We start from the raw sequence: 24,733 nt of genomic DNA on the forward strand, positions 1-24,733 counted from the left end.
TTATTTTCTTGCTGTGTTTAGTAAATAGTTGATTGCATATTTGCTTCTTGCATGTGTAAAGGCATTTAGCACTGGTGAAAGGTTTACATAGCAAATATTATTAGAGGGTAATTCGGGTGGCTTGCCTCTCCCTGATGTTACTACCACACGAATGTGTTCTGACCATTCAATTAGTTTGCTTTCTATTTTTTCTTTTCTGTTGTCGTTACCTCCATACATTCTTTCCAGTATGCTGTAATGAATGATTAGGAATTTATTTTGGCAAAGTGAAATAGATGCTGAAATAAAGTTCTCTATTCTATCTGTTAGTTCATCAGTAAAATTTTCTTTTGCCAAATCAATATCATAAGGTATCTGAATATTAGTATAAGCAAATATTTCTTTGTTCAAAATTTTCATGTAGGTCTCTTTTGAATATCGCTGAATGCGTTCATCAATTACTACCACTGAATTTATAGCCGCTTCAAACAACTTTGCTTTAGGAACAAATTGATTTTTTATTTCATCAAGATAAGTTACAAAATCTTCTTGTGCATCAGGTAACTTGCTTTTTGCATTTGTAGAAAGAACATCAAACGATTGAATATTGCCACTGACAAAATCATTCTTGCAATCTACAAGGTTCTCTCCGTGATGTGAAAGGGCTATGTTGTAGCTGTTCGGTTGGGTGTGGCTTTCATTTGTATTTGAAAAGACCTTAAACACATTTACATTTTCAAAATTGCATCTAATAATATTAAACCATTCTTCCCAAATCCATTCTTCAACTTTTGAAAAACTAAAATTGGCTTTTAGCTTGTCAATAACTGGAGAGTTTAATTCAATCTCTAATACTCTTATTGGAAGATTGGTTTTGTATTCTTTGAGAATTTCATTGATAGTGTTACTTCCTTGGTGCAATACAAACTGGTGATTGAAAACAACATCCTTTTTCAATTCACATGTGAATTGCTTTTCAGTCATTACCCAAATTCCTTCCTTTGCAAGAGTTTCAGTTTCATTAATTCCAAATTCACCAACGAACAAAAATTCTGTTGGCTTGCTTATGAAAAAACGGTAAGCCAAACAACCATCTTTACTAAATGCTTTTAGAATATTCAGATTGTTGTTTGAATTAAATATTTTCTCGTCATGGTTTACTTCATATTCGTCTGCTTCAATTTGTATGATGTCAAGTTTACGCAAGTAAGCTGCCGAAGCTTCCATTTCCAGTAATCCTAAAGATGAATTACGGAGTTGGTTGTTGTCTTTCAATACACTTAGGTTTATCTTTTCGTTTTGGCAGTAAATTAACCAGTCAATATTTGAAATAGATTTACGCTTATTTGCTTCTACCTTTTTGCAGTAGATGGTTTTTTGTTCTTCATCTTCTTTGCTTACAAACCTCTTGTTGCCTTTGATTTCAATATCATCATAAACCTCAACCTCATAAAAAATTGACTTGGCCTCATTCAAATTTACATCAGCACTTGAAAGATTTATCTCCTTAAAGTTTATTGTAAATACTGTTGTCTTTCTCTTGCGTTGGTTATGTTTTGCTGTGTTGCGAATTATGTTTTCAAGAATGTTGTAAAACGCTTGGCACCCTAAAACATCGTTTGGCAATGCCAAAGTCAAATCATCATTAACCGTTAACGGCACAATTTCTCCTTTGCTGTTCTGCTTTGTAAACTTTATTTCATACTTAAATTCTGATAAGCCCGAAATGAATTCTAAGAGTAAACGCACACGGTCAAAATCTCTGTAAATCTCATTGAATGCTTTTTTGTGAGTGTGCATTAAAGGAGTTCCAAAGGTTATGTCGCTTAAATAATCCATTCGGCATTTTACATAGTTGTTATAGATGGCAATTTGCTGAAATGGTTTTAGGTCTTTGTACTCAATGGTTATGCTTGGTTGCGGTTGATAGGATTTGAACTTGCCGACTTTCAGTTTCATTAAATAATCTCCATCTGTCAAGCGGTTTAAAACATGACTGCCGATATTGTGGCTCATGTTTCTTGCCATGACTTGTGATATGGCTGCACGGGTGGCTTGTTGTTCGGTTTCCTTTCTGTGCTTTTCTAATATGCCTCGGTAATAAATATTTTGAGTTTCAATTCTACCTAAATTAAATGCAATACTTTGAAGTTGATACAACTGCTCGTTGTAGAAATTTGCTACATCTTTTTTCTTGTTGAGAGTTGACTTTCTTTTTGAATAGTAATTGCCGTAGCAATTACCATCATTGTCGCTGTCCTTTATAATTCCATAGAAGTAGCCAACATTCGGTATCTTACTTTTTATTTCATCATTCTCTTTGTTTGATTGAATTGGAAAAGCAATCAAACCTCTGCAAGTGGTTTCTAAGTATTTCTTGTCGTAACAGCCGATTACATAGCGTTGCAGGAAATGGGTGTAAACATTGAACCTTAAAATGTCTTCGGGCTTTTCGTTTTTTACTTCTTCGTTGGAGTTGTCGGTTGCGGAAAAAGTGTTTATTGTTTTGAGATAAGTTTTTAAAAGTTCAAAGTTGTTGTCAACTTTTTCTGTTTCGTATTTTGTCCAAAGTGCTTTAAAGTTGTTTTGTAATGACTGGTCATATTGAAATGAAATTTTTTTCATTTCAAATCTTTTGTTCTGAAAGAAGTATTGCATACTGGCAATAAGCCTTTCGGAATATGTTCTATCTGAATTAATCAACCAAAAATTTTTAACCAGTCAAAAACTTTTGCTTTGGTTTTTGTATTGCCTTCTACTGAATGGTTGTTCAAACTGCCTTTGTCTGAATTGGTATCACAAATCTTACGAATTATATTGAAGTATTTGGCTGCAATAATTTCTGTTTGTTCTTTAACAATTTTTTCTGTAAAGTCGTTAATGTGATTACTGATGGAATTAAGGTTTATATCAACTTCATTAGCAAAATTTATTTGGCTGTTCTCAAATAAATTTCTCATAAGCCATTGAAGAATTCCGTGGTCAATCTCACCGCTTGGAATGTAGAGAAGGTTATTTTCAATTTCATAATCTGATTTTTCCTTTCTTCCTTCTTGTGAAAAGAAATAAGGGTAATCGTCTTTGAAATATGGGAATATGCTTCTTGTAAAAGTGTTGAAATATTTATAAAGACTTAACCAGTCTTTATCAGTTTCAAGGTATTCGTTATTGCCTTTATGAGTAAACCATTTAAAATATAAGGAAGGCATTAAGTTTCGCTTGTTAGCTTGTAGCTTGTCTTTTGACATAGCTCCTAACAGATAATATGGCTCTACCTTAACATCATTTTTATGAACTTCATAAGGGTCATAAAAGCAAAACATTCCTGCTAACAACTGCAACTCTTTTTGGATGTCAAGAAAGGAAGTATCAGGTTTCCCCTTTTCCTTTATTGCACCTTGCAGGTAACATAAAATCCTGTAATATCTGTCATTTTTATTTTTTGATTTGCCTTTGGTGTTGAATTTCAGATAGGAATATTCGTTTGAGTTGCTGAAATCAAATAGCTGAATTGCACTTGTATCAATATCAAGTTGCTTGCCATCTATATCTAAATAGCGTTTGATTTGCTTGAATACATTTTGTATTCCATTTTGAATTCTATATTTTTCAGGGTCTATATGCTCCATATCAAGTCAATAATTGAAAGAGTATATCCAGCACCAAAACTACAAAGTAGCAAGCGGTCTCCTTTTTTAATTTTTCCTGACAAATAGTTTTCAGCTAAACAAATTGGAATTGATGCCGATGCAGTATTTCCAAAGTGGTCAAGGTTTACTAAGAGTTTTCCAAGTCCGACATCAAGTCCAGAGGCAATTTCATTCAACATTCTTATATTGCTTTGATGTGGAACAATATACTTAAAATCATCAAGCGTTAGTTCCTTCTCTTTCAAAAATTCATTTATTAAATCAATGGTGTAGGTTACACCATGCTTGTAAACTCTTGTGCCGTTCAACTGTAATATTTCTTTCTCCCAGTCATTTGTACCAAATGGAGTTTTATATGTAACATCATCTAAATTGTCAGTTATAACTTTTGATTGTGTGCTTATGATGTATTCGTTTTGGTTTGTTGCAGTTAGTAAAACTGCACCTGCACCATCACCGAATAAAATCCCTGTTTTGTAATCGTAATTATTTAATGCTTTGCTCATAACTTCTGCTCCACATACAATTACATTTTTGCACTTGCCTGTTTCAATATACATTTTGCCTAACTCCAAAGCGTAACAGAAACCTGAACAAGCTGCTGATAAATCCATTCCGAAAGCATTGCTCAAATTCAGTTTCTTAATTGCAATGGTCGCTGTTGATGGGGCAAAACTTTCAGGTGTAATTGTTCCCAAAAGCAAACAATCAATTTCAGATTTCTGAACTGTTGTTTTTGAAAACAGATTATTGATTGCTTCTACTGCAAGGTCGGAAGTGCTTTGAGTGGTTACATATCTTCTTGTGCTTATTCCGCTTCTTGAATAAACGGATTTCAATTCAATTTGATAGCGTTTAGCTATAAAAATATTGTCAATAATTTGCTCTGGCACATAGTAGCCAATGGCTGCGATTTTTGCTTTCATAATTATTTGTCAATAAAGTTTAAATCTCTGCCCCAAGTTTCTTTCAAGAAATAGTTTCCTAAAAAGGCAAATGAAACAGCAATAACTCCAATAGCAAATACAGATGTTGAAGTTCCGAATGACGGCTGCAAAGCCATCAATAAAAGTTGTATTGGAATAAACAAAGACCTGATAATGTTTGGAACTGATGTTGCAAAAGTTGAACGAATATTTGTTCCTACTTGCTCGGTTGTGTAGGTAATGAGCAAAGCCCAATATCCCGAAGCAAAACCCATGATAGGAGCAAACACATAAAAATATTGTTCGGGTGTTGTTGGTGGCATCAAGTATAAAAGCAAAACAGGAATTATGCAAAAGGAGAGATACATGTAAATTACTTTCTTGCGACTTTGTAATACTTGACTTAGATAATTTGCAAGTATGTCGCCAACCGATAAGGCAATGTAAAACATGATGATTGGAATTGTTCCTTTGATTGTCAGCCCAATTTCCTTTCCATAGTCAGCTGCAAACTTTACTGGAATACTTACAAAGAAGTAGATTGGAAAACCTAATAGTATTGAGTTAACGAAAATCTTTACAAGTCGCTTGTTACTGAATACAAGCCCTAAACTTCCTCTTTCGCTTCGTTGGTTTTCTTTGTCTAAGAAGTGTGAAGTTTCATTTACAGTGTATCTCAAAAATAAAAGAAGTAAACCTGCAACACCACCAATTAAAAATAAGGACTGCCAAGAAACTTTCATAAACTCAAAGAGAAATGCTGCGAACACACAACCTAAAATACCGAATGAAACAACAATCATAGAACCGTAACCTCTATATTTGGCTTTCATGGTTTCGGAAATCATCACAATACCTACACTCAACTCGGCAGCTAAAGCGAAGCCGCAAATGAAACGCAAAGCACAGTAAACAGTAGAAACATGCGGAACTGATGCTGAAAGCATCCCGTTCAAAATGTTTGCTATTGAATAAATAATTATTGAGGCATACAGAACTTTCCTTCTGCCAATTTTGTCGCCTAAAATTCCAAACATTACACCACCTAAAAGAATACCGAAACTCTGCACATACTCAAATAACTGTTCATAGCTTTTATGTTCTGGTGTTCCAAGTTGGGCTAAACCTAAGTCCACAATTGCACTGCTCCTTGCTACACTGGCTACAATCAAGTCGTAAGCATCAACAAAGTAGCCCAATGCCGCTACAATTATTAAGAGTATGGCACTTCGGTCAATTATTTTTTCGTTGTCTTTCATTGTTTTGTTGTTTGATTAATAAAGCACAAATGTGAACTGTCCGAAGTTATCCAAAGTTATCCGTGCTCAATATGTAAGCAGCCCCAAAAATTGGACAGTTTAAAAGTAGATAATTTCTAACTTTAAATTCTCAAACGACGAAAAAAAACAAATTTACCGAGAGCCAGATTTACTCAATGCTGAAGCAGCAAACGAGTGGCCTAAAGACAGCAGAGCTCTGTCGTCAAAACGGGATAAGCCCAGCAACCTTTTACAAATTTCAGGATTTGAAATTCCAGAAATGCGGTAAGAGCCATTGGTTACTGGAATCCAATTGTAAACAACTGAAAAGAAAATGATTTGCAAAGCAATCGTTGCCAAACTGAAATACAGTTCTCTTACTTGCCCTGCAATGAAACTAAAAAGCAAAGCCATGAATACACAAATGAACATTGCCGCCGGCAAAGCCAACCAATAAGAGAAGCCAAACTTTGTGATTGTGATTGCAGTTGCATAAGCACCAATGCCGTAAAAAACTGCTTGTGCTAAACTCAACAAACCCGACAAACCAACTTTTGATTGGCACTCAACGCAAGCAGAATGTAGATTTCAAGCATTACCGATATGTGGAGTAGGTAGTTCATGCGGTTTGAATCTCTTTAAGTATTTGTTTGAATTCAGAAACTGTTTCTAAAATGTTTTTGGAAGAAATACCGCCAGCAGCATTTAGATGCCCTCCACCATTGAAATATTTAAAAGCAATTTCTTTTACAGATAAATTCCCTTTAGAACGAAATGATGCTCTTACTTTTCCTTCGTTTTCATAAAAGAAAGCGGAAAGTCTTACTCCTTCTATTTTCAAACCAAAGTTTACTACATCGTCGATTTCTGTTTTTCCAACTTTGAATCTCTGTTGTTCTTGGTCTGTCAAATAAATAATGACTGCTTTGGCCGCTTCAATGTGCTCTAACTTTTCAGCCATTACATAACCGTTAAGTTTCATTGTGTTGATTGAATTTGAATCATAAATTAACTCATATACTCTACTCTGATTTGCACCTTTTCTTAGAAGAGTTGCAGCAATTTCATGCAACTCTGGCGTAACTGAATTGAATCTAAAATTGCCTGAATCAGTGATGATTCCGCAATAGAGGCAATCTGCAATTGAGCTATCAATCAAAGGCGTTAAGCCTAACTTTTCAATGAAGTAAAATATTAACTCTGCTGTTGCACAAGCATCGGAAAATGAGAATGCAAATTGACAAAATCCTTGTGGCTCTATGTGATGGTCAATTAAGACTTTTATTGCTACCTTATTTGCTAATAGATACTCCGATACTCCTTCAATTCTTGAAAGGTTATTGAAGTCTAAACAAAAAATAATTTCTGCATTTTCCATTGCTGAAATTCCCAAATCTATTTTGTCTGCAAATGAAATTACCTTATCAGCACCATTCATCCATTTTAGAAATCCCATCATTTGATTGGGTGTTACAACTGATACTTCGTGTTTTGTTTTTGAAAGAATATTAGCAAGAGCTAAAGAAGAGCCAATTGCATCACCATCTGGATTTACATGGGTAAGTATGCAAATCTTCTTTGGAGAAGAAAGCAATTGTGAAATGCTTTCTATCGCTGAATCATCAAACTGATATTTAGATTTTACATTCATGGTCTGTCCTTTCTTAGGTTGTAACTGATGATGCCTTCAGTTCTAAATAATATCACCAGCAACAAAATCAGGAATGTAATTCCATCTTTCCCTTGTGCATCTAAAAACCATTCGACTGAATTTTGTAAAAGTGTCAATGCAATTGCGAAAGCAATTATCATAATCACATTCAATCTTGAAACAAGAATTGCTACAACTGCTGCTGTGAGTGTGATGCTCATTCCCGCTTGTGGGTCAATGCCAACTTCCATTGTTTTCAATATTGCTGCAATGCAAGCCAACATACTTCCTGCAATGAAAACTTTTGTTCTTTCTTTTTCTGTATTAATGCCAAAAATTTTGCTGATAGTTTCATTGTCTGAAACGGATTGCAAAGCCAAATTTGATTTGGTGAGTTTCAAATAAATTAGGAATGTGGCGGTAGCCACAATTCCTATTACTGTTTGAATCATTTGAACTTTTGTGAAAATGATATTGCCAAATTCAAACGAACCTGAAATTGAATTTTCAATTGTCATATTTTCGTTTCCGAAAAGCAAAGCCAAAACATTTACGATTACCACATACAAACCCATTGAAGCAATCAATGAAATACTTTGGTTGTATTGCTTTTTATTGAGTGGTAAGTAAACGGTCTTTTCAATCACCCAAATCAGAATTGCCACAACTGCAATTGCGAAAGCAATTGCAGCAAACCAGTTGTTTGTCTTGGTCAGCATCCACCAACAAGCGAATGCACCTGCTACATAAACGCCTCCATGCGCAAGGTGAAATACCTTCGTGACCCGAAAGATATAGGTGAAGCCAATCGCAACCAAACTGAGTAGCAGTCCTGAAACGATGCTATTAATGAGTATTTGCATTGCAGTTTCCAAATCAAGTGTAAAGGTCTGGCTTGTTTCATTATCCCAAATTATCCAGCTTCAAATTTAAATAGAGAATGGACTACCTTTAACAGCTAAGGTACATAAAAAAAATTAGGATGGCATTATTGCAATTAATGAAGTGTGTTGAAATGGCATACGAGTAGTTACATTCTGACTCATAAAGTAACAATATAAGCAGGAGTAGGACTTTACTCAACCGGGGTGCAAATGGGAGACAAAATTGAACGAATGCTCATTTGGCTGGCTCCAAATTTAGAAAAAGCCCCAATCAATGAAACTTTTCAATATATGCCCAAATTGAGGATCATGACCATATTCGGGAAGCCGTTTTTATTTTGGCTTTTGGTAAATAAAATGAAGTCAGGCCGAAAAGATACTCGTAATTGTCAACGATAACTTGTTCCAATTCCGCTTCACTGTCAAACGGGGACCTAATAAATTTTGTGTCTTTAAATATTATCATATTTTGAGCTATTCACAATAGTTGAGCTATTGCAAAGCATCATCTATATTATAATCCAACATATACATTAATTTTTTCTGACGGGGGGGGGCTAAATAATAACCCGTTAACCTTTAATCCGCTTCCGGTTCATCCGAATCAAATAAAGTTGCATCAAATAACCCTCCTTATAATTTTGTAAAAATGCATGTTTTCCGCTATTTTTTGGCTTAAAGTGTAATTAAGTTTTCCCAAAGCATTTTGAAAATGCGATAATTTTTAAATTATTGACTAAATATTCTCAGTTTTTTCAATTCCGGTATAATTTGTTTAATATGCTATCAAGTTCAAAGGAATGCTTATAATATAAATCCATAATGCCAATTTTTTCTTGAAACAACGCCTTGTCTATACTCAATTCTCTATATTTATTTAATGAAGCTCCATCTAAAGTAAGATTAATAGATATTTTATTTTTATCTACTTCATATTCAACCTGTTTAACCCAGAATGTTGAAGTTACAAGTTTCGCCTTTAAAAACGGAATGGAAATTGTCTCATATTCTCGCGGTAAAACCGGTAAAAAAAGATAAAAAAAGCATAAATTATCAAAATGTTGAATAATCATACAAACTTTAATTTGGTTTTCTTGAAACAACTCAGGTTTCTCAGAATTTAATTCTATTATTTGTTTATAGATCTGTTTAATCCATTTTGTAACTTTAGTTGAATTAGTTTGATACTCTGTTGCGATTTTCTGGATAGTAATTTTTTTGCTTTTTCGGCCATTATAAAAATCTTTTTCAATTAACCATTTTAAAAAGTTTGTATAGGGTTGTTCATCCTCATTAATCAACAATATTTTTGAATAAATAGGCATAGCGGACAAGCAAATGAATATTTCGTAGGTAGTAGGTATATGGATTATTTTGTTTCTCTGCTTTTTCATAGTAATTATTTTTTTGTTAATAATACATCACTGGTACATGAGCATTGCATTTATTAGAAGATAGATGATAATTTTTGGTTTACAAGTTTTTTCGCGGTTTTTACTGTCGGAATATATTGCTCAGGCTCATCTCCGTTCTTTTTCTCATACTTAGCTACTGTCTTCTGGAGGGCTGTATTAATAACCTCTTTAATAAAAATTCTATCCCAGTAGGCTATAGCTTTAAGTTTCTCCAGTAGCTCCTCATTTATTATAAACGTGGCTCTGGTCTCATTCTCTTTATTTCCCTCCTGAGAGCTTTTAGTAATCTCTTTAGTCTGGGTTACTGGTCTCCCCTCTTAGGTTTATTTTGCTGGTCTCGCAGTAGAGAGTTTAAGCCTCCTGTAAAATTCTTTTTACTCATAGTTGTAAATTTAGTGTTTATTTTGTTTACCTACCCCACAGTTTTGCCACACATTTATTGGAATCAGGAACGGATATCCGTTTCATTTAGGATTTGTTGGGGCACACCAGCATACAAACTACAGAGCGTTACACGCATGTTTCAAGAAAAAGCCTCAGCAATGTAGAAAGCCCATTAGACAAATTGATGCGAAATAGTCTGTAAACACTGGAATAGCTTTGCGAAACAAATTTTTCTCAGAAAAACTTAAAATGCGAAAATCGGCAGCTTGATTATCAAGTACTTACAATAAAATTGGTTTTGTGATGGAAGTTTGTATATTCGTATATAAATATGTTAGCGGGCAGCCTAAAAGACGACAAAGTAAATAAATGACCGACTTCAAAACATATTACAATTCTAAATTTCGAGACGACATAAATCGGTTCTTCTCGACAATTCCTGATGCGAGTAGGTTTCACGAAGACACAGAGAACAAACAGACTTTTTCAATTCAATACGAAAGACTAACACCTGCATTTAACCATTTAGATTTTTTGGACAAGGACGGGAAAGAATATTTTGCAATAGCTCTATTTCTGATAGTTTTGACAGATATGGTTTGCTTCTTTCACTTCAAGACACATTACAGCAAATTCAGAAACCTAACACGATATCCCAAATTTATTGGTAACTGTCCAGGTGGTTGTAACTACCATTACCATCCAAGCGACATTTTTTTTGCAATGAATAAGGGACGTTCGGCAACTGAACAACATTTGGTTTTTTACGACAAGTTTTTAGGAGCCATCGAAACTATGAAGGAAGAAACTTTTAATTTTTTTAAAGAACATTTACCCGTAGTGAACGGAGATGCTTTTTGGGAAAAGTGCCAAAGAGAATTTCCATACAGGTTAGAACAATAAAAATGATTGACAATGATTAACAGAATAAACAATTTTTTCAACGTAATTCAGCAGACACCAATAGAGCTTTACAGCGAATTCGGCTTACAACACGAGTTAGCGATATTTTTAAGGAGTAATTATCCTGATCTTACAGTTAGACTTGAATACCCAACACCAAGAATATTCAACCCTCTTCCACAATTCGTTAAAAAGGAAATTGATATTTATGTAACTACCTTAACTGGTCAAAAATTCGTAATAGAACTCAAAATGCCAAAAGACGATTGCGGAACACCTAATGAAATGTATAGAGCAATTCAAGATGTAAAATTTCTGGAACAATTAAGGCAAAATAATATTGATGGGTGTTATGACATCCTATTTTCAGAAAGACAAGCTTTTTGGCAAGCACCACAAGCAAATGCCGGAATATATCAATTTTTTAATGGTCAGCAGGTTAACATTCAATCGGTTGATGTAGGCCACTTGCCAAACTTCTTGCACAAAAAAGGCCCGATAGGACTTAACAATGTTTATCAAGGAAACTGGAATGATTACATCGACATTAATAATACAAATTGGAAATACTATGTACTTGACATTTGACAGACAACTAGAAGGCCGACCCGCTAACACACGTTTGGCGTCATGCGGGGTGACGTGCTTACATTCAAGTTCAGTTTTCCAATTGGGCTTTAGTGCTGGTTTGACAGTTTTGTGCTCCGAAATCCCGCACGAACGCAAAGCGCCAAAACGTCAGACTGTGCAAAAACTACTGTATAACTTCCATATTTAATATTTTAATTTATTTATAAGTCTTACTAATTTTATTGGCATAAATGATCTTATATGTCATATATAAAAGGTGATATCAGAAATCAAACATCTGCTTTTCCACTCTCGTTAGAGGAATTAATTACAGAAGATAATCCTGTTCGCGTGATCGATTTATTTATTGATGGGTTGGATATGATTAAATTGGGATTTATTTCTACAGGTAAGTGAATTGAAGGGAGACCTGGTTATGAACCGAAAAGTTTACTCAAATTATATCTTTATGGTTATCTCAATCGCATCAGAACCTCGCGGCTGCTGGAAAGAGAATGTGCACGTAATATAGAAGTAATGTGGCTTTTGGGCAATCTTCAACCGTGTTTCAGAACTATTGCCGGGTTTAGGAGTGAAAATAATGAGGCATTACAAAATTTATTCAAACACTTTGTGCAGATGCTGCGTTCCTGGAATTTGATGGGAGGGAAAACTGTTGCTATCGATTCTTCTAAATTCAGAGCTGTGAATTCCAAGAAAAATAATTTTAATCCCGCGAAAATTGCTACACAGCTGGAATACATTGACAATCGAATTGAAACGTATTTAAAAAAAATGGAGCAGGCTGATGCACAAGAGGATAAAGAAAGAGCAGATACCATTAATAATATCATTAAACAATTGAACCGAAAATTTAAATACAAACAATTAAAAGAAGAATTAGATCAAACCGGTGCTGATCAGATCTCCACTACCGATGCAGAGGCCAGGTCAATGATATTGCATGGCAGCGTTATTGAGGTTGCATTTAATATTCAGACATCTGTGGATGATAAGCATAATTTGATCGCGCATTATAAATCTACAAATACAAACGATAGAAAAGCACTCGCTCCTATCGCCATAGAAACTAAAGAAGTATTACAAGCCGATGCACTAAATGCACTTGCTGACAAAGGATATCACAATGGTGAACAATTACAAACCTGCAGCGATAATGATATTACTACCTATGTTGCCGTTCCGGAAATTCCGCTCAAGTCAGAGGTTCCCACTCCGGAATATTACGGAGATAAATTTATTTATAATGAAGTGGATGATACTTCTACTTGCCCTCAAGGAAAAACACTCACCACAAACGGAAAGTGGTATGACAAAAAACATGAACGCTACTCCAACAAAGTAAAACATTACAAAACATCAGCATGTAAAACTTGTCCCGTTAAAGACCAATGTACAAAAAATGAAAATGGCCGCATGATCGAAAGAAGTGAATTTGCTAAAGCGGTAGAAGAAAATGGCGAAAGACTTAAAAAAGAATATCATATTTATATCAAGCGGCAGCAAATTATAGAACATGTTTTTGGCACTATAAAACGACAATGGGGATATGATCATATACTGCTAAAAGGGTTGGAAAAAAATAACGGTGAATTTGGGTTAATTTACTTTACCTACAATTTTAGACGGATTTTGAATATTTTAGGGATAAAAGTGGTGAAAAAACGGCTCAAAAGGCTGTTTTTATGGGGTTTTGATTCTATTAACTTGATTAATGTAAAATACGATCAGAAATTATTTTTATCCCATTGCAAACTATAGATCGTATCCAAACTGAAAAATAAATATTACCTTAGTTTTTGCACGAACTGACGTTAGCCGCAACCGTTGGGGACACTGCTAACTTTGAACTGACTGCATAAAACAAACAGACAAAAACAAAAATATCATGACAAGAAAAGCAATTTGGATTTCATACGACTTCGGTTTAAAAGGCGACTTCACAGGGCTTTTTACTTGGCTTGACAATCATGACGCAGTTGAGTGTGGTAATGGACTTGCCTTTTTTCGTTACGACATTTCTGACACCAATGGCAAAACAGATACGGAGAGTTTGATTAAAAAAATAACGGCTGACATTAAAGATACTGTAAAGCTATCTAAGTCGGACAGGGTTTACATTGTTGTCAAAGATTCTCACACGAACAAAGTCAAGGGTGAGTTTATAAATGGTAATAGAAAGCAATCACCTTGGGAAGGTTATGGCAAGTTGAAAGGCGACAACATAATAGATTCTGAAGAATGAATTTAAAAGTATTAGTTGACACGGGTTTTTGGATTGCATTGTATGACACAAAGCAACCTGAAAATATTTTAGAGGCGGAAAGAATTGCCAACGAAATTGAAGACGAGGAAATCATAATTCCTTTTCCAACTTTATACGAGTTTGTAAACTCACGACTTTCCAGACGAGATGCGAAAATGCAATTTGAAAAACTTCTGACAAGACCTAATGTTATTAAGTTAAGCGACACAAAATATAAAGCGAAAGCTCTTGAAAACTTTTTCATCAAAAGCAATCAAGAGTATTCAGACATTAGTTTGGTTGACGAGGTTCTAAAATTAATTATCGCAGACGGGACAATAAAAATTGATTACATCGCTACATTTGACAGCGGACTTTTAAATGACGCATTATCTCAAGGAATAAAAAAAGTATAGAGCAATGACAAACTTAAACAGCACAGCAATGAATGTAAATCGCTTCGTAGAAACAGTGTGCGAACTGCGAACAGTTGTGCTTCTGGGGAACAGCACGGCAGCGGCTAACATAAGATTAAAAGAAATTTTAAAAAGAAGGGCTTTGTTCGGTAATCAAACAGTTGTGCTTCTAACAGGCAGTGGTGCTTCCAATCCCTTCTTTTTAAAACTTCTTTAATCCCTTCTTCGTTATCGGCAAGCGTAAAAACGACCACGAACAAATAAAAAAGGCAATATGACAGCACAAGCAGGAGAAAGACTATTTTACAAAGGTGAGGAAACTTTGATGGCAGCAGAACCATTAAACCAATATTTGCAAAATAGAAACGATATAAAATTTATTTCACCATCTACGGCTTGTTGGCGTGGATACTTTGGTCAATGGGAAATAAAGGACAATAAGCTGCACTTAATCGGACTTAAAGCCTATCTTGAAGGATACAGGGAAGTAGATTTAAGCTATCTCTTTCCAAGACAAAAACAAGTTATCGCTGATTGGTTTAGCGGAAAAATAAGAGTGCCACAGGGAGAAATGTTGGATTACGTACATATGGGATATGCTTCTTTATATGAAAGGGATTTAATTCTAGAAATTAAAAATGGAGAGTTAATAAATGAATATGTTGTTGAAAATGAAGATGAGTTTCAAGAAAGATTGAAAGATAAGGAACGAAAAGAAATAGAGCGACTTGAAAAGCCGGCTAAAGATAAAAAAAAGGAAAAAGTCATTACCGTTGTTGCAGTAATTCTTATTGCACTGGTATTGACGGGAACGGTAATCGGCATAAACAAACTAATTTCATTAGGCACAACATTAGGCTTTTTAACATCGGTCACAATTGTAATTCCATTGTTGTTAATGCTTGGTGGAGTGATATACTCCATTTATAAAAAGGAAAACAATAAAGAGCAAGACAGGGCGATTTCTTTTATAGGAATAAATTTCCTTGTGTTTGTATTTATTGGTATTTGTATAGGTGTATTCTTTCTAATTAATTGGGGAACGCTATTAGGATATTTAACATCGTCTTTAATTGTAGGCGGTTTACTTTTTTTGGGTTCCTTAGCTATAAAAAATAGAAAGAAATAATAAATTTAAGGATTGAATGAAGAAATACACTGCAAATTATACATATACAAATCCAAACTTTGTAATTCAGAACCTTGTAACAAATCAGACAAACGCTGACTTGTTACCAATTTTGTATGTGACGAAAAACATTTTGCAACGTGGTTTCCCGACAACTCTTCTTAAATACTTGCAATCTCAATTAGGCGAAATCCCCAAACTGTTATGCGTCACCCAATAACGACCGACAGTGCTTACAATAAACAGACATAAAATGAATGATATTGACTTGACCAAAATAAAATATCCTCCAACAGAATACAAGATTAGCACTTCAAAAATCACAATCATTTTGATTTTTCCAATCGCGATCTAATCCATTCTTCTGTTTCCTTATCGACACAATAAATATAACATCCTTTCATGCCTCTTGTCATCAGAGTACGATAAGTATTTTTGACTATCGCGTTTAATGTTTCCATCCCTCCAACCTTATCTCCTTTTATAATATTTTTCCATCCCTTTATCGACATGTCTGTTTTTGCTCGCTTTGATGGATCGATTGTGATTTCACCATTTCTTACAACCATATCGGCCCCAATAATAACCCCAATATACTCCACTTCAAGTCCTTGACAGGTATGTATGCAACCAATTTGGTTCACCGAATTTGGTGAATTAATATATAAACCACCATCTGCAGATAAATTCCATTGTTTTGAAAATTTAAATTGTGGGAATTCAATGTCCATTAATTCCGGATTCTTTTTACTTATCCAATTCCAACAATATCCAGCAACCAATCTGGCACTATTCCTTTTTTTATTTTTTTCGTAAATTGCCTTAAATAAGGAATTAGGGTTATCAAAGATCTTAAATTCATATTCACTTTGATTTAAAATAAAATTGGCAGTTTCTCTAACCTGAAGAGTATTATCCAACCAAGATAAGTAGGCATTTGATCCTCCGCATCTGAATTGTGACTTTAATTCTAATACCTCAACCTCTGCATTATAGAATTTCGCCCATTTTTTGATCTCATCTTCAGTTCCAATATCCTTTAATGTAACTTTTTGATCTTCATCAAGAAAGAATACAGAGCTTTCAGCAGAGTTGATCAATTCTTTTACTTGATTTTCACCCAAATTTTCATATAAACCACTAAATTCATTGAGTCTGTGCGCTTCATCAACTATCAGTGTTTTATAAACATTAGATTTTAATTCATAATAACCACCTGAACCCTTAAACAAACCTCCTACATAGTTTTTCTTATAATTTCCGAGTAGGCTATCTGAAAAAACAGCTCTTGGAGCAGCATTTTTAGTGACGTATTGAGCCATTTGCCTTTCACTGATCATTTTTACAAGGAGATTTATTGCTACAACAGATTTACCTGTTCCAGGACCACCATGCACTATTAATACCTTTTTTTTCTTTTTTGTTGATTGATTTATTAAATCAAGTGCTTTCTCATATACGATTTTTTGATCATCAATTAAAATAAATTCTTTATTTCCTTTTAATAGACTGTCTAATGTTTCAGCCAATATTTTTGAAGGTTTTAATTCACTATTTTCAATTTCATAAAGAACATTTTTTTTATCTCCGGTTTTAATTTTCTGTTTAATGAAGCTTTTTAATTCCTCTCCCTGACCCTTGCAATATAAAGGAGCTTTTTTAATATATTCACCATAAACCGAATTATTTATTTCTCCGTCCAACTTATAATTGTGCATATAAACGCATGGATATATCCCTACTTTATTAGTATAAATGTATGTATTATATCCTTCCAAAAACGAGGCGTAAGACCAAGCTTGGTAACTTGGATGTACATGTTCGGAATACCCATGCTGAAACCAAGTTCCTATCATACCATCCATTTGCAGGACTTTAATTTTATCCCATTGTTTGAGTTCTACTACAATTAAACTGCCATTATTATCGATATCATAACCAGAGATCAGCATATCGATACGATTGCTTGTGCGGGGAATATTATATTCTACTGCAATTCCCGAATCATTCGGTATTGATTCATCATTTAGAACATGATACATACGTTGCAGAGAATTTTCCCAACTATTATATTCTGACTTACCAGTTTTCCTTAACATTAAATTTTCCAAAGCTTCAGCAATAATGTCAGCTATCAAGCCGCTTTCCACATCTTTTAGAAACTGGATTTTAGTTTTATGGTATACTATCATAATTCCGTATATTTAGTAGCATTACCCTTTGCTTTATCAACCGGATATTTTTGAGCATTTTGTTGTATCTTCTCCATTACAATTTCCTTAACATCCAAATTAAGTTTGTGAGCAAGTAAAAAGCTGAATGAAAGCACGTCAGCCAACTCGCCCTTCAGTTTTTCAACCGATACATCTGCTGCATCCTTCCAAAGAAAAAGTTCCAAAAGTTCACCTGCCTCAATACTAACGGCTAAAGCTAAGTCCTTCGGATTGTGAAATTGAGCCCAGTCTCGCTCGTCTCTGAATGAGATTAGCGCATTGGTGAGGGAGAGGATGTCATTCATAGCCTGAAAATTTAGTCATGCAAGTATAAAGCTAAATTATAGAGGTTTATTAAGAATATGGGATTTGCTTTAAATTCACAGGTAGATTTGTCGCAAACCCGCCATTAGTATGGTTGAGTTAAGTTACTTCCGCTACCCTAAAGTAACAATGTTTGTCGGGCTTGATTTTCACTAAGCACGGGTACAAATGGGATACAATACGTTGTAGTTTATAATGATTCCGGAAGATTAAACCCCTTATATGTCAACGGGCGAAGATAAATTATCATTTGGAAGTTGCTTAATTTGGATCCTATTTTTGCCGGCTGAGCTTTATACATAAATTGAGTTTAGATTGGCCACTTTGCATTACCTACCCCACAGTTTTGCCACACATTTATTGGAATCAGGAACGGATATCCGTTTCATTTAGGATTTGTTGGGGCACACCAGCATACAAACTACAGAGCGTTACACGCATGTTTCAAGAAAAGGCCTCAGCAATGTAGAAAGCCCATTAGACAAATTGATGCGAAATAGTCTGTAAACACCGGAATAGCTTTGCGAAACAAATTTTTCTCAGAAAAACTTAAAATACGAAAATCGGCAGCTTGATTATCAAGTACTTACAATAAAATTGGTTTTGTGATGGAAGTTTGTATATTCGTTTATAAATATGTTACCGGAAACCCTATGAAGACAGTGCAAACATTAAACTGACAGACAAAAAATGAACCGACAGCCGACAATAAACATATCTGAACGACACCGCTTTGAACGGACAGGCAACGCTTCGTTTTTAATTTTTTTCCACATCACAAATTTTTTAATTCAATTTTTTGCCACCACCCAAAACACACTTTCATTTTTTTTACCACCCACGAAAACCCCAACGCAAAAAAAATGAAAGAGTGTTTTCTCCACCCCTCATTACGATATTTCAAGTGTAACTTACTATCTTTAAAACCGCAAAAATTATCTACTACTTATGAAATTTAAAGTTGGGTTAGTTACAAATACAACTGGCAGTGGCGGAATGAAAACTCATTTTGAAGGGCTGCTTATTGCTTTACAAAAGAACTTTATGGTTGTAGTATTTAATGAAAATCCCTACGACAAAATAGACAAACAAGAATTAGAATCTTGTGACTATGTGATTCGTTATGGATGGCGACAAGATGAACCACACGACTTTAGTAATGCCATTTTTAATTTCAACATCAAGTCAGACAAGGCAAAAAATATTTTAGTAGTATGCTTTGATGCAACTATGCTTAACGAAAATCTTATCAATGAAATAAACAGAAACTTTGGAGCAATTTTTTACGATTCATTTTTCTCAAAAAGCCGTGGAGAGTTGGCAGGAATTTCATCATCAAAAACACTTGTTATTCAACCTCAAATATTATGGAAAGAGTTTCAAAAGCAAGAAAGAAATTCAGATGAATACAAATTTCTCACCGTAACAAACGAACTTTTCATAATAAAAGGAATTGATATTCTCCTTGATTCATTTTTAGAAGCATTCAATTCAAGTGAATCTGTATCAATAACAATCAAGACAAATGAAAAAGACCAAGAGCAAAAACTAATACAGTCCTTTTTAAGAAAGTTTAAAGAGGAAAAGAGAAGTCATCAAATGAAAGTTGTGAGCCACAACATTCCACATCATTTAATGCCCAATTTATACCAGCAATATGACTGCTATGTTTTAGCAAGTAGAACAGAAACATTTGGATTGCCAGCAATTGAAGCAGCGTTTTGTGGCTTAGACATCATAATGCACACATGGGGAGGCATGAATGATTACTCTGAAATAATAAAATACAAATCAATAGAAGGAACAATTGAACAAATGCCTGAAAACACATGGCGAATGAATAGCCAATCAAATTGGTTCATTCCCAATAAGCGAAATCTAATTGAACACATGAGAACAGCATTTAAAAAAAACGACACTGGTAATGTTGAACAATCAAGAATCATTCAAGAGTTTGGACTAACTTCAGTGCTACACAAAAACTTACACGAAATACTTTGTTGACAATATTAGCATATCATCACATCCTTCCAACCGAATTGACAAGTTTGCCAAAGTCAAATCGTTTTGTATCTATTAAAGAGTTTGAAAAACAAATTGAGTTTCTTTCAAACAATTTCGCTGTTATCCAATTGAACACTTTATCTGAAATACAACTTGACAAGAACGAACAAAAGATTGCAATTACAATTGATGATGGATATAAAAATTTCATTGAAAACGGATTTCCAATTATTGAAAAATATAATCTCCCCGTAACGATATTTATTCCGACCGAAAAAATTGGAAAGAAATTTTTTGAAGCAGATTATGATTACGACATTGAATACTTGTCCGAAAACGATATTTCAAAAATTTCACAGAGCAAGTTAGTATCAATTCAAGCACACGGACACAAACATATAAGATTAGCAGAGCTAACTAAAGAAAAGCAAGAGCAAGAGATTAAAGTTTCAAAACAAATTCTTGAAGAAATTACAAAGAATGAAATTACTGGCTTTTGTTTTCCATATGGCTCATACAACAACATTTCAAAAAGCATATTAAAGTCACAAAATTTTCAGTTTGCTTGCACAACAAATACTGGTTTTAATATTGAACCATTTGAGTTATTGGAATTAAAACGAGTTGCTGTTAATTCAAAATATTCAATTAGTGATTTCACCAATATTTTATGAAAAAGGTATTTCTAATAAATGCAGGACCATACAAATCTTATTCAGTTAAGAGCCGTGTTTATTTCCCTACTTTACTCTTATACATTGGGACAATTATTAAGAATAAATATGAAGTTGAAATACTTGATAGAATGGTTGAAGATTTTGAAATCGCAACCTTAGGCGATAAAATAAAATCAGAGAGTTCCCCTCTTGCTTGTATTATTCATTTTGGCACAAAAGAAATTAACGATGCAGCTGGCATTGCTGATTGTTTTAAAAGAGTTCACCCTAATGCCAAAGTAATTGCACTTGGTTTACACGGAGCAATGTTTCCAGACCAAGTTCTAAGTGATTCTTCATTTGACTTTGTTATTTCATTAGATGCAGAGAATGTAATTTATGCTCTCTTAAAATCAATTGAAGACGGAAATGTATCTGCAATGCCAAATGTTTGGAGCAAGATGTCAAATAATGTTTTGCCACCATCAAGAGTAGAAAACATTGATATGAGTTCACTTCCATTGTTGGACTATGAACTTGTTTCAATGGACAAGTATCTTTATAGAAGTGTAGGATTCTTAACTGGTGATAATTCCTTAAAAAAAGTAATCCGATTTTCTACTTCAAGGGGATGTCTTTATAAGTGCAATTTTTGCACAGACCCATTTAAAGGATATTCAAGAATGAGTAATGAAAAAATTGTTGAAAATCTAAAGTTCATTGTAAATAAATTTGACCCTGACATTCTCTATTTTGACGACCCCGAATTTTTTATGAACAGAAAAGAATCAATTGAATTGCTGAAATACATCAATTCAAATTTCAGGTTTCAGTGTATCGGAACTTCACGGGCTCATTACTACAACGAAAAGTATATTAGTTTATCAGTTATGGAGGAGCTAAAAAATTGTTGGTTAGTTTGGGATGTCGGTGCTGAAACAGGAAATTCAGAAACATTGAAAGCACTGAAAAAAGGTATTCAAGTTGAGCAATTACATAATGTGGCATCGTATGCAGGACAAGTTGGAGTTCGTTCTGGTTTTTCATTTATGGTAGGACTTCCAAATGAAACAGAAGAAGACATGATAAACACACTCATTCTGATTGAAGAATTAAAAACAAAAAGCAAAAACAATATTATTATAACCTATCAGTATTATCAGCCAATAGGGAAAACCGAATTGGCATTAAATGTTTCCCAATATGGTTTTATTCAACCGATTCTTCTTCGGGATTGGGTAAACTTATTTGATAAGAAAACTGGAAGTATTGACATTCATTATAACAAATGGATTGAAAGACCAGAGTTTATAGATTACCTAATGTTGGTTGTAAAATTTCATATCAATGAAGAATACCAAGATTCACAGAGTTCTTTTGCAAAAACAATCAGAAATTCTTGGGAGGAAAGAAAAAGCAAAAACTATTGGGATGATTTGTGGGAAGTTGAATTAGCAAAACAAAACAATCTTTCATTTTTCAGTTATCAAAATGCTTGACTATAAAATCTATAAATCGTTTGATGAAATAAATTCACTCCAAGAATTATTTACCGATGATGTTCCAACAAGTCAGTTAAATAGATTCTTCGGAGATTTTTTTTGGATAACCACATATTCAAAAGTATTTGTGAAGGATGAACTTTTTATAGTTGCATCCTACAAGGACAATTCGCTTGCTGCAATTATTCCCTTTCAAAAGAAAGGCACAACACTAACTTCCTTATGCGACCACAAAACCGATTACAATACAATCTTCATTGGTAAATATTTTGAGCTAACATCTTTACTTGATTTTTTACACAATCAAGGTATAAATGAAATATACTTGAAAAGCATCGTTAAGGAACACGAAGTATACATACCAACAGATATTCAAAAGCAGATTGTATTTTGCCCTATTGTTCCCATAAAAGCAAAGATGAAAGAAGATGAAAAATTTAAAACGAAACTAATTGCAAAAAAAGTAATGGTTGAGAAAATCGGAGAGTTAGAACATGAAATAGTTTCTACAAATTCAGATTCTACGAATCAGTTTCTCTTATTACACAGTAATTGGTGGAAATCAAAAGCACAAACAGGGCTTTACTCTTCAAATTCTGATATAGATTTTTTAAATCAAATACTGGTAAACTTCGGTTTGAAGCAACAAGCGTTTTATTCTGTTTTCTATGTCAATAAAGAAATTGCTTCAATGATGCTATTATTCAAGTTGAACGAAAACAGGATAGGATATTATTTTGGTGGACACAATTTGAAATTCAAAAATTTCAAATTGGCTTTCTACACATTGAAAGTTTAATAAAACACCTTACTCATAACTCACAGTATCTTTACTTTGATTTTTTAAGAGGAGACCAACCTCACAAATATCAGTTCAGCATCACGAGACAATTATGTTTTTAATTGTCGTTTTTCTACTAACACAAAAAATTTATTCAATGCTTAACTTGAATACAACAGAAAAATCAAAATTGGACGAATTACTTTTTCCCTTGACTTGTGATTTTTTATTTAGTGAGTTCGGGGGCAAAATCTTGGGACTTGAAATACTACAAAATATTTCAGCAAAGTTGGATTTTCTAATTACGCCATCCTTTACATATTTCAAATACGATAAACAACCCGAAATATTTTTTCTTAATTTTTTAAAGTGCATTGAAAGTTATAAAGGCATAAATAAAAAGGTTGCTTGTAAAATATCAACCGTTGCAGATGATTTTTCAGAGCAATCATTAAGGGGCTTGAACAGTTCAATAAACAATCCTAAAGTAATTCTGAACAAAGAATCTTTTACAGTGATTCAAAGTTTAGTTGAATCTTTTATTTCACAACAGAACAACCAAATCAATGCAATTGCTTTGCAAAATTTCATTGAAATAGAAAGCAATGTTGGATTTATCTGTCATGTTTATTCAGATGAAGGATTCTTAGAAATTTCTTTTGACAACAACAAATACATAATTACTTTCAATTCAGAAGGGACAATAACTCATTCCGAATCCACGAATAAAGATAGAAGCATAGACAAAATATCACGAGTAATTGACATACACCAAATATGTCTAACTCTTAGAAGTATTCGGGAGGATGTAAACTTTGATTGTAACTTAGAAGGGTTTATAGATTATCAAACCTTAATTGCATTACAACTTAGAAAAATCCCAACAGACACAATATTTAATAAAGCTACTTATAATCAGATTCTGAATTTTGACACAACCAAGTATTCAAATATCACTCTAACTAAATTGGTTTACGGAGAATTTGATATTGAAAGCGAAGCAATTTCCATTGGGGATTTAAACAGTAATAATTTAAGTGAGAATCTCATTGTACTAAATGACGAAGTAGATTCCAAAATTTGGGAATATCCAACTATTAAAGAACGAATACAAGGCAATAGTGGCAGCACTCTAATTGTTAGTTTCAAAAACGGCTTTCATCTTTCTCATGCAGCGGAAGATTTGCCACCTATTGGAACTATGAGGAATAATTTCAAACACATTTGTTTGTCATGGTTAAATAACAATGTTCTCTTGAATAAAAAATTGCGGTTCATTTCAGACGGTGAAAGTGCATTGTTTTGTTACGCTGAAACAAATAGCAACGATAGAAAGAGAACAATAGTAGTAAAAGGTAAGGATGTGAATTTTATCCAACTTGACCCTGACTTTATTCCACCATTTGACAAGGTTACAAGTGTCGCAGTTGTTCCTTTTACAACTGAAGGTGAAATGGTAGCAGCTTTACTCAACAGAGGAATTGATTTACCTGGCGGACATGTTTTAAAATCAGAATTTACTATTGAAGAAGTTGCAAGGCGTGAAGCAAAAGAAGAAACAGGAATTACTCTAAAAGAGATTCACATCGCTAAAATAATTCAATCAGATTATTATGGCAACACCCCCGACAAACTGACCTACATGATTGTAACAACTGGTTTTGTTGATGAGTTTTTAGAGTTCATTCCAACCGAAGAATGCACGGCAAGAGAAGTATTATCTACAACCTCATTTGTTGACCGATATTCAGCGGGAAATAAACTTGACATGAAAGATTTAATTATTAGCTCTCAAAAAATACTTGGAGTAAAGTAAACATG

The 24,733-nt window shown here is 33.8% G+C and carries 23 protein-coding genes; 13 read left to right on the forward strand and 10 right to left on the reverse strand.

Annotation, left to right across the window (positions count from 1 at the left end):
• The 8 genes from IPI31_00120 to IPI31_00155 all read right to left on the reverse strand — a co-directional run bounded on the left by IPI31_00120 (position 1) and on the right by IPI31_00155 (position 9,743).
• Positions 1-2,604, reverse strand: coding sequence for a hypothetical protein (locus tag IPI31_00120; GenBank protein ID MBK7566208.1), 2,604 nt, complete (start codon positions 2,602-2,604; stop codon positions 1-3).
• Positions 2,605-2,678: 74 nt separating this feature from the next.
• A complete protein-coding gene (locus tag IPI31_00125; protein MBK7566209.1) occupies positions 2,679-3,608 on the reverse strand; it encodes a hypothetical protein in 930 nt (309 codons plus the stop codon).
• Positions 3,596-4,555 carry a ketoacyl-ACP synthase III gene (locus IPI31_00130; protein MBK7566210.1) on the reverse strand — a complete coding sequence of 320 codons (960 nt, stop codon included), beginning with the start codon at positions 4,553-4,555 and terminating at the stop codon, positions 3,596-3,598. Before IPI31_00130 ends, IPI31_00125 begins: the two co-directional genes overlap by 13 nt.
• Positions 4,556-4,557: 2 nt before the next feature.
• Positions 4,558-5,814 carry an MFS transporter gene (locus IPI31_00135; GenBank protein MBK7566211.1) on the reverse strand — a complete coding sequence of 419 codons (1,257 nt, stop codon included), beginning with the start codon at positions 5,812-5,814 and terminating at the stop codon, positions 4,558-4,560.
• Between the two features lie 153 nt (positions 5,815-5,967).
• The gene (locus tag IPI31_00140) at positions 5,968-6,351 is read right to left on the reverse strand and encodes a branched-chain amino acid ABC transporter permease (GenBank protein MBK7566212.1); all 384 of its coding nucleotides are present in this window, start codon (positions 6,349-6,351) and stop codon (positions 5,968-5,970) included.
• Positions 6,352-6,433: 82 nt separating this feature from the next.
• Positions 6,434-7,465: a bifunctional oligoribonuclease/PAP phosphatase NrnA gene (locus tag IPI31_00145; protein MBK7566213.1), complete on the reverse strand. Its 1,032-nt coding sequence runs from the start codon at positions 7,463-7,465 to the stop codon at positions 6,434-6,436.
• The gene (locus tag IPI31_00150; protein MBK7566214.1) at positions 7,462-8,328 is read right to left on the reverse strand and encodes a branched-chain amino acid ABC transporter permease; all 867 of its coding nucleotides are present in this window, start codon (positions 8,326-8,328) and stop codon (positions 7,462-7,464) included. The genes IPI31_00145 and IPI31_00150 overlap by 4 nt, the downstream gene beginning before the upstream one ends.
• 776 nt (positions 8,329-9,104) lie before the next feature.
• Complete coding sequence (locus tag IPI31_00155; protein ID MBK7566215.1) at positions 9,105-9,743, reverse strand: hypothetical protein; 639 nt, start codon at positions 9,741-9,743, stop codon at positions 9,105-9,107.
• Between the two features lie 1,128 nt (positions 9,744-10,871).
• Between IPI31_00155 and IPI31_00160 the strand changes: the two genes are divergently transcribed.
• The 8 genes from IPI31_00160 to IPI31_00195 all read left to right on the forward strand — a co-directional run bounded on the left by IPI31_00160 (position 10,872) and on the right by IPI31_00195 (position 15,432).
• The gene (locus IPI31_00160; GenBank protein MBK7566216.1) at positions 10,872-11,051 is read left to right on the forward strand and encodes a hypothetical protein; all 180 of its coding nucleotides are present in this window, start codon (positions 10,872-10,874) and stop codon (positions 11,049-11,051) included.
• 12 nt (positions 11,052-11,063) lie between these two features.
• Positions 11,064-11,639 carry a hypothetical protein gene (locus tag IPI31_00165; GenBank protein MBK7566217.1) on the forward strand — a complete coding sequence of 192 codons (576 nt, stop codon included), beginning with the start codon at positions 11,064-11,066 and terminating at the stop codon, positions 11,637-11,639.
• 243 nt (positions 11,640-11,882) lie between these two features.
• The gene (locus tag IPI31_00170) at positions 11,883-12,038 is read left to right on the forward strand and encodes a hypothetical protein (GenBank protein MBK7566218.1); all 156 of its coding nucleotides are present in this window, start codon (positions 11,883-11,885) and stop codon (positions 12,036-12,038) included.
• A complete protein-coding gene (locus IPI31_00175) occupies positions 12,039-13,403 on the forward strand; it encodes an IS1182 family transposase (protein ID MBK7566219.1) in 1,365 nt (454 codons plus the stop codon).
• A 127-nt stretch (positions 13,404-13,530) separates the two neighbouring features.
• Positions 13,531-13,887: a hypothetical protein gene (locus tag IPI31_00180; GenBank protein ID MBK7566220.1), complete on the forward strand. Its 357-nt coding sequence runs from the start codon at positions 13,531-13,533 to the stop codon at positions 13,885-13,887.
• The gene (locus tag IPI31_00185) at positions 13,884-14,303 is read left to right on the forward strand and encodes a PIN domain-containing protein (GenBank protein MBK7566221.1); all 420 of its coding nucleotides are present in this window, start codon (positions 13,884-13,886) and stop codon (positions 14,301-14,303) included. The genes IPI31_00180 and IPI31_00185 overlap by 4 nt, the downstream gene beginning before the upstream one ends.
• A gap of 4 nt (positions 14,304-14,307) precedes the next feature.
• The gene (locus IPI31_00190) at positions 14,308-14,520 is read left to right on the forward strand and encodes a hypothetical protein (GenBank protein ID MBK7566222.1); all 213 of its coding nucleotides are present in this window, start codon (positions 14,308-14,310) and stop codon (positions 14,518-14,520) included.
• 57 nt (positions 14,521-14,577) lie between these two features.
• Positions 14,578-15,432, forward strand: coding sequence for a hypothetical protein (locus tag IPI31_00195; GenBank protein ID MBK7566223.1), 855 nt, complete (start codon positions 14,578-14,580; stop codon positions 15,430-15,432).
• Between the two features lie 326 nt (positions 15,433-15,758).
• Here the strand turns inward: IPI31_00195 and IPI31_00200 are convergent, their stop codons facing one another.
• A complete protein-coding gene (locus IPI31_00200) occupies positions 15,759-17,624 on the reverse strand; it encodes a DUF2075 domain-containing protein (protein MBK7566224.1) in 1,866 nt (621 codons plus the stop codon).
• Entirely contained in the window at positions 17,621-17,950 is a 330-nt protein-coding gene (locus tag IPI31_00205; protein MBK7566225.1) for a nucleotide pyrophosphohydrolase, read from the reverse strand. Before IPI31_00205 ends, IPI31_00200 begins: the two co-directional genes overlap by 4 nt.
• Before the next feature lie 967 nt (positions 17,951-18,917).
• Here IPI31_00205 and IPI31_00210 point away from each other — a divergent pair.
• The 5 genes from IPI31_00210 to IPI31_00230 all read left to right on the forward strand — a co-directional run bounded on the left by IPI31_00210 (position 18,918) and on the right by IPI31_00230 (position 24,728).
• Complete coding sequence (locus IPI31_00210; protein MBK7566226.1) at positions 18,918-19,973, forward strand: glycosyltransferase; 1,056 nt, start codon at positions 18,918-18,920, stop codon at positions 19,971-19,973.
• Entirely contained in the window at positions 19,967-20,647 is a 681-nt protein-coding gene (locus IPI31_00215; protein MBK7566227.1) for a polysaccharide deacetylase family protein, read from the forward strand. Before IPI31_00210 ends, IPI31_00215 begins: the two co-directional genes overlap by 7 nt.
• Positions 20,644-22,128: a B12-binding domain-containing radical SAM protein gene (locus tag IPI31_00220; protein MBK7566228.1), complete on the forward strand. Its 1,485-nt coding sequence runs from the start codon at positions 20,644-20,646 to the stop codon at positions 22,126-22,128. The genes IPI31_00215 and IPI31_00220 overlap by 4 nt, the downstream gene beginning before the upstream one ends.
• Entirely contained in the window at positions 22,121-22,930 is an 810-nt protein-coding gene (locus tag IPI31_00225; GenBank protein ID MBK7566229.1) for a hypothetical protein, read from the forward strand. Before IPI31_00220 ends, IPI31_00225 begins: the two co-directional genes overlap by 8 nt.
• 139 nt (positions 22,931-23,069) lie before the next feature.
• A complete protein-coding gene (locus IPI31_00230; protein ID MBK7566230.1) occupies positions 23,070-24,728 on the forward strand; it encodes an NUDIX domain-containing protein in 1,659 nt (552 codons plus the stop codon).
• Positions 24,729-24,733: the final 5 nt, after the last annotated feature.

Source organism: Bacteroidota bacterium (genome assembly GCA_016706865.1).
GTDB lineage: Bacteria > Bacteroidota > Bacteroidia > Chitinophagales > BACL12 > UBA7236.

Coding starts and splice junctions, on each gene's coding strand:
- IPI31_00145 (MBK7566213.1), bottom strand. CDS start 7,465: ATGAATGTAAAATCTAAATATCAGTTTGATGATTCAGCGATAGAAAGC.
- IPI31_00225 (MBK7566229.1), top strand. CDS start 22,121: ATGCTTGACTATAAAATCTATAAATCGTTTGATGAAATAAATTCACTC.
- IPI31_00230 (MBK7566230.1), top strand. CDS start 23,070: ATGCTTAACTTGAATACAACAGAAAAATCAAAATTGGACGAATTACTT.
- IPI31_00120 (MBK7566208.1), bottom strand. CDS start 2,604: ATGAAAAAAATTTCATTTCAATATGACCAGTCATTACAAAACAACTTT.
- IPI31_00190 (MBK7566222.1), top strand. CDS start 14,308: ATGACAAACTTAAACAGCACAGCAATGAATGTAAATCGCTTCGTAGAA.
- IPI31_00220 (MBK7566228.1), top strand. CDS start 20,644: ATGAAAAAGGTATTTCTAATAAATGCAGGACCATACAAATCTTATTCA.
- IPI31_00200 (MBK7566224.1), bottom strand. CDS start 17,624: ATGATAGTATACCATAAAACTAAAATCCAGTTTCTAAAAGATGTGGAA.
- IPI31_00160 (MBK7566216.1), top strand. CDS start 10,872: ATGAATAAGGGACGTTCGGCAACTGAACAACATTTGGTTTTTTACGAC.
- IPI31_00165 (MBK7566217.1), top strand. CDS start 11,064: ATGATTAACAGAATAAACAATTTTTTCAACGTAATTCAGCAGACACCA.
- IPI31_00210 (MBK7566226.1), top strand. CDS start 18,918: ATGAAATTTAAAGTTGGGTTAGTTACAAATACAACTGGCAGTGGCGGA.
- IPI31_00180 (MBK7566220.1), top strand. CDS start 13,531: ATGACAAGAAAAGCAATTTGGATTTCATACGACTTCGGTTTAAAAGGC.
- IPI31_00170 (MBK7566218.1), top strand. CDS start 11,883: ATGTCATATATAAAAGGTGATATCAGAAATCAAACATCTGCTTTTCCA.
- IPI31_00135 (MBK7566211.1), bottom strand. CDS start 5,814: ATGAAAGACAACGAAAAAATAATTGACCGAAGTGCCATACTCTTAATA.
- IPI31_00125 (MBK7566209.1), bottom strand. CDS start 3,608: ATGGAGCATATAGACCCTGAAAAATATAGAATTCAAAATGGAATACAA.
- IPI31_00205 (MBK7566225.1), bottom strand. CDS start 17,950: ATGAATGACATCCTCTCCCTCACCAATGCGCTAATCTCATTCAGAGAC.
- IPI31_00195 (MBK7566223.1), top strand. CDS start 14,578: ATGACAGCACAAGCAGGAGAAAGACTATTTTACAAAGGTGAGGAAACT.
- IPI31_00130 (MBK7566210.1), bottom strand. CDS start 4,555: ATGAAAGCAAAAATCGCAGCCATTGGCTACTATGTGCCAGAGCAAATT.
- IPI31_00155 (MBK7566215.1), bottom strand. CDS start 9,743: ATGAAAAAGCAGAGAAACAAAATAATCCATATACCTACTACCTACGAA.
- IPI31_00150 (MBK7566214.1), bottom strand. CDS start 8,328: ATGCAAATACTCATTAATAGCATCGTTTCAGGACTGCTACTCAGTTTG.
- IPI31_00185 (MBK7566221.1), top strand. CDS start 13,884: ATGAATTTAAAAGTATTAGTTGACACGGGTTTTTGGATTGCATTGTAT.